The sequence below is a fragment of the Microbacterium sp. PM5 genome, from assembly GCF_003293595.1.
GTDB lineage: Bacteria > Actinomycetota > Actinomycetes > Actinomycetales > Microbacteriaceae > Microbacterium.
Genome location: NZ_CP022162.1, coordinates 1970896 through 1984831 on the forward strand (window position 1 = coordinate 1970896; position 13936 = coordinate 1984831).

Here is a 13936-nt window from a genome sequence, read left to right on the forward strand (position 1 = left end):
CATCCACGATGGATGCCGGTGCCGGCGCGACTGCCGCCGGCACCGGCATCCAGATCTCCGGAGTCTCCAAGTCGTTCACGCTGCGCGGCGGGCGTTCGCTGCAGGCGCTGCAGGGCACCGACCTCCACACCGACAAGGGGTCGTTCCTCGCTCTGCTCGGCCCCTCGGGATGCGGCAAGTCGACGATCCTGCGCATCCTCGCCGCCCTGGATCACCCGACGGACGGCGTCGCGCTCGTCGACGGCGAGACCCCCGACCAGCTGCGCGCCAAGAGCGAGCTGGGTATCGCCTTCCAAGACCACGCATTGCTGCCGTGGCGCAGCATCCGCAAGAACATCGAGCTGCCCTTCGAGGTCGCCGGTCGCAAGGTCGACCGCGGCTACGTCGACGAGCTGATCGACCTCGTGGGCCTCCGCGACTTCGCCGACGCGAAGCCCGCCCAGCTGTCGGGCGGCATGCGCCAGCGCGCGTCGATCGCACGCGCCCTCGTCCTGAAGCCGTCGGTGCTGCTGCTGGACGAGCCGTTCGGCGCGCTCGACGACATGACCCGGCAGAACCTCAACCTCGAGCTGCTGCGCATCTGGACCGAGAAGCCCGCGACGACGCTGCTGGTGACCCACGGCATCAGCGAGGCGATCTTCCTCGCCGACCGCGTCGCCGTCATGTCGCCGCGGCCCGGGCGGGTCAAGGAGATCATCGAGGTCGATCTGCCGCGCCCGCGCACGCCCGAGATGATGCGCACGCCCGAGTTCCACGCGCTCGTCGACCGCGCCTCCGAGCTGCTGTTCGGACACGACGGCCGCGCCGAGGCCGAGGCGTAGCCGTGGCTCGCGTGCGCGTGCCCGGCTGGGTCGCGGGACTCGTCGGCGCCGTCGTCCTGGTGGGCGTGTGGTGGCTGTTCTCGCTGACCGCTTTCCGTCCGGCGGACGGCACGAGCTACACCCCCGTCCCCTCGCCGTGGGCGGTCGTGGACTGGCTGTTCGTGCAGGGCAACATCGCGGGCGCCTGGGGCGTGTTTCAGCCGACCATCACCGCGGCGGCGATCGGCTACCTCTGGGGCAACGGCATCGCCCTGCTGCTGGCGACGGTCGTGCTCGTCTTCCCGCGCACCGAGACGGTGATCACGCAGATCGCGGTCGTCACCTATTGCCTCCCGATCGTCGCGGTCGGAGGAATCTCGATCGTCGTCCTCGGCGGCGCCAAGAACCCCGGCGACCCCTCGGCGACCGCGATCTTCCTCGCCGCCCTGGTGTGCGTGTTCACGACGGTCGTCGGCGCGATCCTCGGATTCACCTCCGCCGACAAGGCGGCGCTGGACGTCGTGCGCGTCTACGGCGGCGGACGATGGACCCAGTTGCGCAAGGTACGGCTCATCGCCGCGCTTCCCGCCATCCTCACGGCGTTGCAGATCGCCGTGCCGACCGCCTTCCTCGGCGCAGTGCTCGGCGAATACCTCGGCGCCATCACGGCCGGCGTCGGACCGACGCTGATCCGACTGCAGGGCCAGCTCGACTCCGCCGGCGTCTGGTCGGTGTTCCTCCTGTGCGCCGTGTTCGCCCTCGTCGCCTATGGACTGTTCGGTCTTCTCATCAGACTCGTCACCCCGTGGGTGGCCGGAAAGGCGGTGTGAGTGTGAACGTCATCGACGCGTCCCCGGCGACACCCGCGGCATCCCACGTCGGCACGGCCGACCCGATCGCCGTCGCGCGCCTGCGCGCGGAGCGGCGGCGCGGGCTCCGGCGCACCCTGCGACGCTCGCTCGGCAACGCCGGCATCACGCTGCTCGTCCTGCTGCTGCTCTGGCAGGCGATCGTCAGCCTCACCGGCATCTCGCCCTACATCGCGAAGGGTCCGCTGGACGTGTGGACGTTCCTCGTCACCGCGCCCAAGGCGGAGGCCAACCGGGCGCAGATGTTCCCGCTCGTCGGCCAGACGCTGCTCGACGCGTGGATCGGATTCGTCGTCGGCATGATCGTCGCGATCATCCTGGCCATCGCGTTCAGCCTGTCGAAGGCGATCGAGGCGGGCGTCATGCCCCTCGTACTGCTGCTGCGCACCATTCCCCTCGTGTCGATCGCTCCGGTCATCATCCTCGTCACCGGGCGCGGCACCCCGGCATCCGTCGCCGTCATCGGCACCGTGGTGGTGCTCTTCCCGGCCCTGGCCAACGTGCTGTTCGGATTGAGCCGCGCCAGCCAGCAGAGCCTCGACGTCGTGCACGTCTTCGGCGGCGGCCGGTTCACGGCGCTGCGCAAGGTCAACCTGCCCGGGGCGCTGCCGTCGGTGTTCGCCGCAGCGCGCGTATCGGTGCCGGGAGCCGTGACCGGTGCCCTGCTGGCGGAGTGGCTCTCGACCGGCACCGGCATCGGCGGATCGATCCTGAAGTTCAACGCGCAGGCGCAGTTCGCCCAGCTGTGGACCTCGATCGCCCTCATCACCCTGATCACGCTCGTGCTCTACAACCTCGTGCAGATCGTGGAGAACATCGTGCTGGCCCGCATGGGCATGGCCACCGGGCGCTGAGGGCCCGCGCCGCGCGTCACACGGCATCCCTTGCAGTTCGCCGGGGCGGGGGCGACAGCGCAGAGGGGCTCAGTGCGGGTGGCCGCGCAGCGGGATCACGGCGGCGGGCAGCTCGTGCACCTTCGCCGACGCCTCCTCGGCGAGGGGGTTGGTCGAGACGCCTTCCGCGTTCACGAGACGACCGCCGACGTAGACGGCCTTCAGATTGCGCGGGCTCATCGCCAGCACGTACGAGCGCACGGGGTGCCACAGCGGCCCGACGTCGGGACGGCGGGGGTCCACCACGACGAAGTCGGCGAACTTGCCGACCTCGAGCGAACCGACGCGATCGGCGACACCCATGATCTCGGCCGATCCGAGGGTGTGCAGCCGGAGCATCTGCTCGGGCATCATCGACAGCGGGTCCTTCGTCCGCGCCCGCTGCGCGTAGATGCCGATGCGCATGTTCTGCCACGGGTCGCTGACGTCGGTGCAGGCCTGGTCGTCGAGACCGACCCCCACCTTCATCCCCATCGCGAGCATCTCGGGTACGAGCGCGGTGCCCGAGGCGAGACGACCGTTGGATGCCGGCTGCCACGACATCGCCGCACCCCCGGCCACCGACTGCGCGATGATCTCCGGCGTCGTCTGGATGAAGTGGCCGAACACGAGTCCGAGCTCGAGGGCTCCGGCGTCGCGGTACAGCGCGAACTTCGACTGCTGGTGCTCGACGGCCTCGGGCGACTCGAGGAAGTGCGCCTGATTCGTGACCCCGTACCGGCGCATCGCCTCGACTTCGAAGGCCGCGGCATCCGGGTGGGGAGACCACTGCACCTGGCCCATGATCGACGAGCCGAGCGCGTAGTCCGCATCGAACGTGCGGGTGTGGGCGACCTCGGCGGCGAAGCGGTCGAACACCTCGTCGGGGGTTCCGGCGGTGACATCCATGCCGGCGGCATCCACGAAGCGGATGCCGGAGTCGCGCGTGCCCTCCGCCTGACGCCAGTGGTACTCGAGCCCGCGCAGGCCCGCGGTGCCCGTGCGCTTGCCATCGACCATCGGCTCCCACGCCTGCAACGGGTCGGTGAAGTTGTACGCCGTCGTCACACCGTTCGACAGGAAGTCGAGGGAGCCGTGCAGCGTCGCCCAGTAGAGCTGATCGGCGCTCATGTGGGCGGTGGTGCCGAGCATCGCGTCGCACCAGCCGTACAGGGTGTCGGCCACGCCGAGCCCACGCAGACCGCTCGTGAACAGGTGCGAGTGGCTCGACACGAATCCGGGAGCGACGAACGCCCCCGCGACGTCGAGCGTCTCGTCGGCGTCGGTGCCGACCGGCGGGGTGCCCGCGCCGAGGGCGGCGATGCGGCCGTCATCGNCCACGAGCATCCACCCGTCCTCGACGTAGCCCGGGTCCTCGGTGCCGGCGGGGACGGTGATCAGACGAGCGTGAGTGACGAGGAGCGACATGCTCTGCACGCTAATCAGGCCATGTTTCCGACCTGTCACGGCATGGAAACACCCGTGCACGTCGTGGAAACACGCGCCGATTAGCGTCTGTGCATGTCGCGTTTCACGGTCACGGTCTTCTGCGGATCCTCGCCCGGATTCGACCCGGTCTACGTCGAGGCGGCGCGCGCCGTCGGCACGGCGATCGGCCAGGCGGGCATGGCGCTCGTGTACGGCGGGGGCCACGTGGGGCTGATGGGGACGGTCGCCGATGCCGCGCTCGCCGCGGGGGCGGAGGTCACGGGCATCATCCCGCGAGCTCTCCAGGCGCGCGAAGCCGTCAACGAGGATCTGACCGAGCTGATCATCGTCGACACGATGCACGAGCGGAAGATGCTCATGGCCGACCGCGCCGATGCCTTCCTCGCCCTTCCCGGCGGGCCGGGCACGCTCGAAGAGCTCACCGAGCAGTGGACGTGGGCGCAGCTCGGCATCCACGAGAAGCCGGTGGGCCTGCTCAACGTCGCGGGCTACTTCGATCCGCTGCTCGCCTTCGTCGCGAACATGCGCGACCGCGGCTTCACACACCCCCGTTACACCGACATGCTCGTCGTCGCCACCGCGGCGACCGAGGCACTGGCGCGACTGCGCGACTACGTGCCCCCGGCGCGGTCGGAGATCTCCCCGGGCGCCGAGATGACCGGCGCGATGGCGCTGCCCGTGCGCCCCTGAGCGCGCCGGCGGCGGGCGGCGCTGAGCGAGAAACCACTCTGGCGCCGAGACATCTCCGCAGCGGGGGTTTCTCGGCGCGGAACGTGTTTCTCGGCGCGGTGTGGAGCGCGGCGACGGGTGGAGGCTCCCCGGCACCTCACAGCACTCAGCGGGCGTAGCGGTCGCCACTCATCTTCTCGAGCCCGCGGCCTCTGGTCGATCGCGGCGGCGCCCGGCGGCACCTAGCGCCCGATGACCACCCCTAGATTCGCCGGGAGATCGCGGCCAGACAGGTGCCCGCCGGCGACGCGTCGCCGGCCACGCGATCTTCAGGAAGAGAGATCCCGTGCAGAAGAGAATTGTTGTCCTGGCTGCCGTCGCGGTCGCGGTGCTGACACCCGTGGCGATGACCTCCGCCGGTTTCACCGACACGACCCATGCCGCGTCACGTCTCGTCACCGCATCCGCACGCCTCGACGAGCCTCCGGTGTACTTCAACTCCGCCAGCGGCTCGGGGCTGTGGATCACACAGTCGGGCGAGCTCTATCTGTCGGGTGATCGCCGCGCGGGAGACGGGGCGGGCGGTACGACCTCGAACGGCTCCGCGCCGACCAAGGTCGCCATCCCGAACGACGTCCGGATCATCGACGCCGTCGGGGGGAGCACCGACTTCCATTATCCGATCGGCGAGAGCTGGTACGCCGCACTCGATGATCGGGGGCGGGTCTGGACCTGGGGCACCGCGCAGAACGCGTTCAACGGCGAGAAAGGACGCGACTCGATCGGTCGAGGGCGCCTCTCCCCGGGGGAGCAGTACCGCGCGGGGCTGGTGGTGACCTCCGACCGACGTGTCCTCAGCGGAATCGTGCGAATCGCGCGCACCGAGAACCAGATTCTCGCCCTCGACGCCGACGGCAACCTCTGGACCTGGGGAAGCATCGACAACATCGCCCGCCCGGACGGTCGCAACGTCGCCACGCCCTTGCCCATTGTGTCCAACGACACGTGTTGGACGCCTGGGTCGGGGCGGTGCACGCCGGACAGTCCCGACACGGCGGGGAAGATCCGTTGGCGCTCGGTGTGGAACGGGGCGAACCTGGGTCTGGGCGTCGGGCGCAATGGATTGATCTACACCTGGGGGTGGGACAACTCGAACGGACTGAGCTCCGGACAGGTACACACGTACGCGCCGACCTTGAACGAGGGCGCAAACCTCACACTCTTCGCCGCCTATCCCGACCTCTACCGCACCGGCGACGGCCTCGTCTACGACCCGAAGGTGCAGACGACGGCGCAAGCTCGACACCGCACGTACGTTGCGATCGTCACGGCGATGAAGGACAAGGTGCTGCCCGGCTGCGACGGCACCCTCGGCCAGCTCGACCGCGTCGACGACACCTGCCCCGTGCGCCAAGCCGCGATGTTCGATCTGGCCGGGAGCTTCCTGCTCCAGAACGGCGCCCTGTTCACCTGGGCCGTCAACGACGCACGCAACGGGTACGCCTTCCTCGGCCGCGCGAGTACCACCGACTCGACGTGGAGTCTCGATCCGACCTATCGATACGCCCCCGGACGTGTGAGCGTCGCGGGGCAGCAGACCACGTTCCGCTCCTACAACGCCACCCTGACGAGCGTGACGGCGATCACCGCCGCCGGCGACGTGTACGGCTGGGGTGTCAACAACTACTGCCAGGCCATCGGCCGCCACCTCGACGGTTCCATCCCGTGCACGCGGGAGATCTCCCGCGAACGCGTGCTGCTGCCCACGCGCGTCGCCGGGCTCGACGACGTCGCCGTCCGCGAGATCAGGACGGCGGCCTGCACGACCTGGGCGGTGACGCGGGGCGGCGGCCTGTACACGTGGGGAGGCACGCAGAACGTCGCGGCCTTCGACTACGCGTGGTGCGGGAGATACCCCTCCGGCGCCCAGTCGTTCTCGTTCGTCGGCGTGACCGACCCGACCACGCCGTCACTTGTCTACTCCCGTCCGCTGGCCGAGGTCGCAACGGGGACCGTTCGAGTGAAGTGACGGCGCGGCACCGTGAGCGCTCACCGGCTGATCAGCTGGAAGAGCTCCTGCCTATTCGTGGCGCCCGTCTTCTTCAAGGCGCTGTGGATGTGATTCTCGATCGTGCGGACACTGAGCCCCAGCCGGGAGGCGATCGCCGCGTTGGAGTGCGTGCGAGCCAGCAACGCGATCTCGGTCTCCCGCGCGGACAGCGCGTCGGCGCCGTCGTCTGCCGCCGCTGTTCGAGAGGCCGATGCGGTCAGCGGGATGTCGGCATCCGCCTTCAGAGCGTCGAACGCGACCCGGATGGCGACGCCGAGCTCCGACGACGGGCTCTCCCGCTCCTGCCTGCTGCGCGCCGCGAGAAGGAGCACGGCCAACGGCACGGTGCGGTCGTCGCCGAAGTCTCTCGCGAGCGTGACGAGGCGCTCGGGATCGCTGAAGGAGGCCACCCCCAGTGCGAACAGCTTCTCCGGATCCTGTCCGTACGCCTCCATCATGTAGCTGCGGAAGAGCTCGAGGGAGGAGATGTCCGGCCAGATCGCAAGCCCGATCCGCACCGTCATGAGGGCGGCGAACAGGCGACGCTCACCCTTCAGCCGTTCGGCGAAGCCGCGCATCGCCTCCATCGCGCGCGTCGGAGCATCCTGGATGAGGAGGCGGAGGATGCCGCCGAGGTCGCCCTGCATCCCGGGCAGAGCGTCGTCGGAGACGTCGAGGCTCTCGGCCTCCGCCTCGAAGAAGGCCGCGATGCTCGTGTCCCCGAGCCACAGGTTGATGAAGGAGCCCATCCACAGCAGGGATCGGTACAAGCCGTTGTTGACGGTGCCCGACGGCCCGTAGGACAGCGCCGAGTCGACGACGTCGAGAGCCTCATCCCAGCGGGCGAGACCCAGCAGCGACAACGATGCGACGTAGGCGTGCAGCAGAATCCCGGCGTGATCGCGAGCGTCCTGCGCGTCCTGGAAGCGCGCGAGACTGCGCTCGAGGGCGCGCTGCGCCTCGCCCCCGACGAGTTCGGTGAGCGCCTCGACGAAACCGACGAAGCGCCGGACGATCTGCAAGCCCGAGTCCGGAACACGCGCCACCCACTGTGCCGCGACCGCGAAGCGCCCCTCGACGAGGCTCGCATAGGCGAAGGTGGAGATGCAGAGCGCCTCACCGGCCGTTCCGACGATGCCGACGTCGGAGAAGACCCGCGTCGGATCGTCGCCGATGCTGTCGGCGCCGTGCGTGAGAAGCCGACCGAAGATCTCGAGCGAACGCGCCCAGACGGGAAAGAGCGTGACCAGCTCGCGGAAGATCTCCGACGATCGCGCATCGCCGCGACGACTGCGCCCCGCCCACAACGAATGGAGGAAGGCGAAGTCGAAGCCCTCCTCGGGCGTTGCGGCCGAGGCCAAGGGGGTGACGTCGAAGACGGTGCGCAGGGTGCGCTCGCTGCGGGGGACGTCCAGCAGCGTCTGCACGTAGGGCAGCGCCGTGCGCACGGTGGGAGCCTCCTCCCACGCCGCAGCGAGCTCGAGAAGACGTTGATCGACGTGCTCCCGGAAACCCCGCACCGACAGCGCCACGCTTGTCGGGGCGAGAACGCCCGGAGTGAAGGACGCGGTCTCCGAATCGGCCTGCAGTCCCGCGAAAGCATGACCCGAGGTGTCGAGGAAGAAGTCCTTCAGCGCGGGCGGGTTCAGGGCGATGCTGTGGCCTGCCGATGTGGTGGTCATCGAGATCAGGCCGCGCCCCTCGAGGTCTTTCACGGTCTGCTCGTCCACCCGAGTACAGGCCTCGGGTTGCGGGCGTGAGTGGACGACGGCCAGATGCTCCAACCCGTCGAACGATGCGGGATCGAGGCCGGCGAGCCGCGTTTCGAGCCAGGCGTCCGTATGGGGGTTGCGGAGGTTCTGGCCGGTCATGACCCATCGGTCCCCGCGAAGCTCGATCAGGCCGTTGTCGCGGGCGCCGTCGAGGGTCGCGAGCGCGAGGCCGGTGATGCCGTGCGACTTGGCGAAGATGCGCGACACGATCTCGGTGTCGGGGCGCCCACCCAGGCGATCCTGGAGCAGCGCCGCAGTAGCGACGAAGTCCAGCGGGCGCAGGTCGACGCGCCGGCCCGGGTCTCTCGTGTAGCGCACCCCGTTGCGCACGAGCGCCCCGATGCTCCACGCTCGAGACAGCACGACCGGTGCCCCCGTGCGGTCGGCGGCCGCCTGGATCACGCTCAACGTGCTCCGGTCCACGTTCTCGATGCTGTCGATGATCACGGCGCGCTGCGCAGCGCCCAGAAGGGCAGCGGATGCCGCATCCACGAGACCGGCGTACGACACGGGAGCGCGCGAAGCCGGCAGCGTGAGGAGGGACTGCTGCAGTGCGAAGAATTCCCGATCACGCATGTAGGGCGTTCCGGTGATCACGAGCAGAGTGAAGCCCTCCGCTTCGAGCGTCGTCCGCAGCTCTGTGAGCAGCGTCGTCGCGCCCACGCCGCCCGGACCGCAGACATGGGCGGATCGCCCCTCACGCACACAGGAGAGGAGAGTTCGGAGCTCGTACGTGAACATGAACATCGTCTCCCCACTCTGTCACCGGGGGAACATTTCAACCAGACGCGCGCCCGCGCGCGGGGAGCAACCCGAGGCCGATGACAGCGACCACGGCGACGACGAGCGCCATCATGATCAGCGGCGACTTCACGGCGACAGCCACGTAGCCCGCCCAGGGAATCGCGATCACCACGCGCTCGGCCGATCCGACGACATAGGGGTCGGGATCGACCGTCGCATTGGCGTCCCCCTTCAACTCGACGGTCGCCCGCCCGTCGACGACGGACGTCGTCACCACGCGATGCGTGACGAGGCCGCGACCGCCCGGCCGGTCCACTGTGACGATGTCGCCCGGTCGGATCTCGTCTGCAGCCGTCGGCGCGACCAGCAGCAGAGAGCCCACCGGCAATGCCGGCTCCATCGATCCGGAGATGACGACCTGGGGGCGCATCTGGAAGAGGAGGCACACGATGACGATCACCGCGCTGGCGATGCCGATGAGCGCGCCGAGCCAGAGACCGGCGCCCCGCAGCATCCTCAGGAGACGCGTGCGTCGCTGCGGCGCCGCAGCGACGGCGGCCGCCGCGTCATCGCGCACGGTCGTTGGCGAAGGAGAGAAGGGAGGAGTCATGCGATATCAACCGTTCAAGCGTGGTGGAGGGGGAGGTTGGGTGTCAGGCCGAGCGCCCGACGACCTCCAGGTGGAGTGCGAGGTCTCCGCCGGTCAGATCGTGAAGGCGGGGATCGTCGAGGAGATGCAGCTTCACGGTCAACGTGCGCACCGCACGGGCCGCGGAGCTCGGAACGGTGTCACCGTCGGCGAGCCGAATACCGGCCGCGGCGACGAGACCGAGGTCGGCGCGAAGGCCGTCACCGCTCATCGCGACACCGGTCGCAGGGGTGTCGGGCGTTCCCGCGAGGACGCTCGACGAGCCGTCGGCATCCATCGACACGCTGTAGCGGACGAAGGGAGCGAGCGTGCCGGCCGCGGTGAGACGAAGGGCCATGCGGCCGTCCGCGGCCAGCGAGTTGTTGAACACCGCCAGGGTGAGGACGGCGGTGTTGCCCGGCACGAGGTCGCCGGTGTCCACGTAGGAGACGGTGACGCGGCCGTCGCGCGGCAGGCGCGCGATACCCGCGCTGTCGCGAACGGCGATGCCGAACTGACCGGACGCCGCGACTGCGACCGCCGCCTTGTCGGTGAACGCGGCCCACGATCCGACGGCGAGCGCACCGACGACGAGAACGCCGCACGTGCACACGGCGACGCACGCGAGGCGCCGCGCCCGGCGCCGGGTACCGCCGATGAGCAGCAGGCCGGCGACGAGGATGAGCGCCGCGCCCGCCGCGGCCGCCACGGTGAGATGGTCGCCGTTCATGCCCGTTGCCGCGAGGACACCGCCGGGCAGCATCCCTTCACTGTCGACGCGCAGCGTGACCTCGCCGGCCGCCGTGCGGAAGGAGTCATCGGCGGTGGTCGGCATCCGTGCGGTGAGGACCACGCACGCGCTCTCATCGGAGGCGAGGCGGCCGAGGTCGATGCGGATGCGACGCAGCTCGTCGGCTCCCAGCCCGTCGGCGAGCACGACGCCTCGGTCACTTCGCAGGGTGACACGCAGGCCGTGCTCAGCCGTCACCGCCGGCCCCGCCGTCGACGGCACGGTGAGCGTGGCGGTGCGCGCGAACCCCGGCGAGGGCGCACAGTAGCGCGCGTCGACCGTGTGGCCCGGCGCCGGCGCCCGAACGGCGATCGACTGGGTGCTCTGTGCCGCGGCCGGCAGCGGCACCGCTGCGGCGAAAACGAGCGCAGTGCCGAACCCCAACGCCAGGATGGCCGCCCGCCGGCGCACGCGCCCGGCCCTCCGCGCCAGGCGCCCGGCCCTCCGCGTCGTCGTCAGGGCGGTCATGAGAGCTTCTCCGTCAGCGTGACGGTGCGACCGCCCGTCGTCTCCGCGGTGATGGCGATGGCGGGCGCGACCGTCGCGGCGAACGCGGACGGCGGCGCGGACGGCGCGAGCCACACACGCACGGTGAGAGCGAGCCCGCCCGCGGCGGGAGCGGGCAGAGGCAGCCCCGCCCCGCCGTCCAGCGCGGAGATGTCGCGAGCCGACAGGGGTGCGCCGGAGGGCAGCAGGCTCGCCTCCGCCGCACGGACGTCGAACAGCAGCCACGGCGCGTCGGGGGCGGGATCGACCAGTCGGGCGTGCATGACCAGGTGCGGCGTCGGCGTGAGCAGGTGAACAGTGACGGTGAAGGATGCCGTCGCCACCGAGGGCGGCCCCGCCGGCGCGCTCGCGAGATAGGCGACCTTCTGCGCACCGTCGGCGTCCACCGTGATCTCATGCGGGTGGGCCGCATCGGGATATCGATCATCCTCGGACGGTCCCTGGGCGAGGCGAACACCGCCTGACTGAGTCGTCGCGGCATCCACCCCGCTGGTGAACGCGGCACTCGTCGCCACGACGGGTGGCACCGACAGAGCCACCACGAGCGCGGTGGCCAGGACGACGAGAGGGCCGCGCCGAAGGCGCGGGCGCTCGGTCCCGTGGCGGAAGGCGGTCATGGTCATCCTCCGGTGATGTCAGCGGTTTTCCGCGTGCACGTGAACACGCACGCCTGTGATGCGATCGAGAAGGGCCGGCGGCACGTCGGCGGGAAGCCCCACCGTCAGGCTGACGCGGCGGACCTCACCGGCAGACAGGTCGCGGTCGACGAGTCCCGCGACGCGGCCGGTTCCCTCGAGCACCTCTCTGCCCTCGGTCCCGGCGCGGAACCAGAGGTGATCGAAGAACTCGTCCTGTGCCGCCTGCTGGGGCGGGGGCACGATGCTCATCGTGACCGCGCCGGAGAGCTCGTCGCTGGCGTTGCGGATGAAGAGGTACACCGTGACAGCGCCACCGGGCTGCAGGTCCAGCGGCCCGCCGTCCGCGCGCAGCGGCACGGCGCTCGCGCGGCCACCTCCCGGACGCCAGTCCTCCGCGGTCGGGACCCACCGGCTGTCGGCCGACGCGGCGACCGACAGCCGGAAGGCATCGTCTCCGGGTGCCGAGAACACGACGAGACCCTCGTCCATCCCTCGCGACACCCCGAGCGTGGCGGTGACCCCGCCGGCGCCCAGCAGGACGGCCGCCAGCGCGACCAGCATCGCTGCGGACGAGGGTCGTCGTGCCCGCATGCGATCAGTCCGTGCTCTTCGAGGTGCCGTCGATAACCGCCTGGATGGCGACGGCCCCGCCGTTCGCAGCGTCGGTCGCCGCCTGGGTGGTGCCCTCCTTCAGCGTGAGCTTCAGGTAGAGCACCGTTCCTGATTTGGGGCTCAGCGTGGACAGGTCCACCCCGGTGCTGCTCGATCCCGCCGTGGCGGGGATCGTCAACCCCGTCTTGGTCCACGTCGTCGGGACCTTCGATGCATCGGCCGTCTCGGCCACATCGACAGACAGCAGCTTCATGTAGGCGGCGTTGCGGTCGCCCTGATCCGACGTCGACGCCGCCGGCGTCGTGTTCTTGAGGGAGAGCTTGAGCGTCGACTTCCAGTTCTTCGACTCGTTCAGCACGGGGATCTTCACGACCACCGAACCTCCAGGAAGGAGATTGCTCGCGCCCGGGATATCGGTGATCGCTGCAGAGTTCGGGAACGCTTCGACCCAGGTCTTCACGTCGCTCACGGTGTTCTCCATCCCCGTCGAGACCTGGATGTTGTACTTGTTGTCTGTGCTGCCGAACCCGCCGCCGCCGTTGAGATCGAGCAGCGCGGAGTCGGTGAAGTAGGCGCTCGTGGCGAGCGCACCCACGCCGAGCAGCGCGCCCAGGGCGAGGAAGGCCCTCTTGCGGCCACGGCGATCATCGTCGCGGGCGGTAGCTGTCGTTTCGGTCGTTGATGTCATCGGGATCAGTTCCTTGTCTGTGTGGTGCGCGGTCGTGTCGACGATGCGGGTAGTGCGGGATCACTCCACCGCACGCGATCGCCACAGAGTGCTGCGGGCCGCCGAATGAGCGCCGCGCAGGAGCATGCCCCCACCGAATGAGTGATCGACGCGGCGTCAGGGAGTGGTCGCGTCCCCACGCGCGATGACACACATTGCCCTGCGGGGCCGCTATGGTGCGCGCCGGCGCGTATCTGGCGGTGCGGATCGCCGGCGCCACTCAAATCCCGGGGGGTCGGCACTCAGCGCCGCACTCGGACGCCTCCCACGCACGCGGGAGACACCTGCGCTCGTGCTGCGGTGGTCTCCGGTGTGCACGGAAGGGACGGCCTTCGATGCACGAAAGGGGAGAGACCATGACCGTGAAGCAGACGACGAACCCAGGGGGCCGGTCGTTCGAGCGCGAGCGCGACGAGTCCCTCCGCATCGCACGCGCCATCATCTTGGGGCTGATCTTCTCGCCCGTCTTCTGGATCGTGGTCGTCATCGGCTCGCGTCAGGTGGGGGCGCTCCTTGATCTTCAGTGACCGCCGGTCCCGCATGCACACGGCGGGCGATCGATCCGAACCCCGAGACGAGTACGCCTATGTCATCGTCGAGACGCGCCTGCAGTCACGCACCGACGCCGAGGCCGAGAACTCCGATCAGATACGACACCGTTGGTCGGAGCTGAACGAGTGGGGCGCGATGGGGTACGAGCTGCTGCACACCGTCACCATCGCCACCGGGAGCCGGACAACGATCTTCGACACCCTGCAGCTGCACGTGCGTCCCTGAGGGCGGCGGCATCCGGCGCTGAGCGAGAAACC

At 69.8% G+C, this 13936-nt stretch carries 14 protein-coding genes; 7 read left to right on the top strand and 7 right to left on the bottom strand.

The annotated features are described in order from the left end of the window. Window positions 1-8 precede the first annotated feature (8 nt). The 3 genes from CEP17_RS09565 to CEP17_RS09575 are packed head-to-tail and all read left to right on the top strand — an operon-like array spanning window position 9 to window position 2523. The gene (locus CEP17_RS09565; protein WP_036321127.1) at window positions 9-821 is read left to right on the top strand and encodes an ABC transporter ATP-binding protein; all 813 of its coding nucleotides are present in this window, start codon (window positions 9-11) and stop codon (window positions 819-821) included. Window positions 822-823: 2 nt separating this feature from the next. Beyond that, entirely contained in the window at window positions 824-1630 is an 807-nt protein-coding gene (locus tag CEP17_RS09570) for an ABC transporter permease subunit (protein ID WP_036321123.1), read from the top strand. A 2-nt stretch (window positions 1631-1632) separates the two neighbouring features. Next, entirely contained in the window at window positions 1633-2523 is an 891-nt protein-coding gene (locus tag CEP17_RS09575) for an ABC transporter permease subunit (protein ID WP_036321122.1), read from the top strand. Window positions 2524-2592: 69 nt separating this feature from the next. On the opposite strand, the gene CEP17_RS09580 is transcribed toward CEP17_RS09575, so the two are convergent. Beyond that, window positions 2593-3969: an amidohydrolase family protein gene (locus CEP17_RS09580; protein ID WP_112932070.1), complete on the bottom strand. Its 1377-nt coding sequence runs from the start codon at window positions 3967-3969 to the stop codon at window positions 2593-2595. A gap of 93 nt (window positions 3970-4062) precedes the next feature. On the opposite strand from CEP17_RS09580, the gene CEP17_RS09585 reads away from it, so the two are divergent. Together CEP17_RS09585 and CEP17_RS09590 are read left to right on the top strand one after the other, a co-directional pair. Next, a complete protein-coding gene (locus tag CEP17_RS09585) occupies window positions 4063-4680 on the top strand; it encodes a TIGR00730 family Rossman fold protein (protein WP_112932071.1) in 618 nt (205 codons plus the stop codon). A 325-nt stretch (window positions 4681-5005) separates the two neighbouring features. Then, the gene (locus CEP17_RS09590) at window positions 5006-6688 is read left to right on the top strand and encodes a hypothetical protein (protein ID WP_162722427.1); all 1683 of its coding nucleotides are present in this window, start codon (window positions 5006-5008) and stop codon (window positions 6686-6688) included. A 20-nt stretch (window positions 6689-6708) separates the two neighbouring features. On the opposite strand, the gene CEP17_RS09595 is transcribed toward CEP17_RS09590, so the two are convergent. The 6 genes from CEP17_RS09595 to CEP17_RS09620 all read right to left on the bottom strand — a co-directional run bounded on the left by CEP17_RS09595 (window position 6709) and on the right by CEP17_RS09620 (window position 13088). Further along, entirely contained in the window at window positions 6709-9222 is a 2514-nt protein-coding gene (locus CEP17_RS09595; protein WP_162722428.1) for a helix-turn-helix transcriptional regulator, read from the bottom strand. 37 nt (window positions 9223-9259) lie between these two features. Then, on the bottom strand, window positions 9260-9802 hold the full coding sequence (locus CEP17_RS09600; protein ID WP_162722429.1) for a signal peptidase I: 543 nt from the start codon (window positions 9800-9802) through the stop codon (window positions 9260-9262). Between the two features lie 76 nt (window positions 9803-9878). After that, on the bottom strand, window positions 9879-11111 hold the full coding sequence (locus tag CEP17_RS09605) for a hypothetical protein (RefSeq protein WP_112932075.1): 1233 nt from the start codon (window positions 11109-11111) through the stop codon (window positions 9879-9881). After that, complete coding sequence (locus CEP17_RS09610) at window positions 11108-11767, bottom strand: hypothetical protein (RefSeq protein WP_112932076.1); 660 nt, start codon at window positions 11765-11767, stop codon at window positions 11108-11110. Before CEP17_RS09610 ends, CEP17_RS09605 begins: the two co-directional genes overlap by 4 nt. A gap of 18 nt (window positions 11768-11785) precedes the next feature. Continuing rightward, window positions 11786-12379, bottom strand: coding sequence for a hypothetical protein (locus CEP17_RS09615; RefSeq protein WP_162722430.1), 594 nt, complete (start codon window positions 12377-12379; stop codon window positions 11786-11788). A gap of 4 nt (window positions 12380-12383) precedes the next feature. Next, entirely contained in the window at window positions 12384-13088 is a 705-nt protein-coding gene (locus CEP17_RS09620; RefSeq protein WP_036318834.1) for a hypothetical protein, read from the bottom strand. A gap of 395 nt (window positions 13089-13483) precedes the next feature. Between CEP17_RS09620 and CEP17_RS15120 the strand changes: the two genes are divergently transcribed. After that, window positions 13484-13654 carry a hypothetical protein gene (locus CEP17_RS15120; protein ID WP_162722431.1) on the top strand — a complete coding sequence of 57 codons (171 nt, stop codon included), beginning with the start codon at window positions 13484-13486 and terminating at the stop codon, window positions 13652-13654. After that, complete coding sequence (locus CEP17_RS09625) at window positions 13641-13904, top strand: hypothetical protein (RefSeq protein WP_162722432.1); 264 nt, start codon at window positions 13641-13643, stop codon at window positions 13902-13904. Before CEP17_RS15120 ends, CEP17_RS09625 begins: the two co-directional genes overlap by 14 nt. Window positions 13905-13936: the final 32 nt, after the last annotated feature.

What these genes read in the sequence shown, in the direction of transcription:
- CEP17_RS09615 (WP_162722430.1), bottom strand. Translation starts at nt 12,379, where the DNA reads ATGCGGGCACGACGACCCTCGTCCGCAGCGATGCTGGTCGCGCTGGCG.
- CEP17_RS09605 (WP_112932075.1), bottom strand. Translation starts at nt 11,111, where the DNA reads ATGACCGCCCTGACGACGACGCGGAGGGCCGGGCGCCTGGCGCGGAGG.
- CEP17_RS09595 (WP_162722428.1), bottom strand. Translation starts at nt 9,222, where the DNA reads ATGTTCACGTACGAGCTCCGAACTCTCCTCTCCTGTGTGCGTGAGGGG.
- CEP17_RS09610 (WP_112932076.1), bottom strand. Translation starts at nt 11,767, where the DNA reads ATGACCGCCTTCCGCCACGGGACCGAGCGCCCGCGCCTTCGGCGCGGC.
- CEP17_RS09620 (WP_036318834.1), bottom strand. Translation starts at nt 13,088, where the DNA reads ATGACATCAACGACCGAAACGACAGCTACCGCCCGCGACGATGATCGC.
- CEP17_RS15120 (WP_162722431.1), top strand. Translation starts at nt 13,484, where the DNA reads ATGACCGTGAAGCAGACGACGAACCCAGGGGGCCGGTCGTTCGAGCGC.
- CEP17_RS09565 (WP_036321127.1), top strand. Translation starts at nt 9, where the DNA reads ATGGATGCCGGTGCCGGCGCGACTGCCGCCGGCACCGGCATCCAGATC.
- CEP17_RS09585 (WP_112932071.1), top strand. Translation starts at nt 4,063, where the DNA reads ATGTCGCGTTTCACGGTCACGGTCTTCTGCGGATCCTCGCCCGGATTC.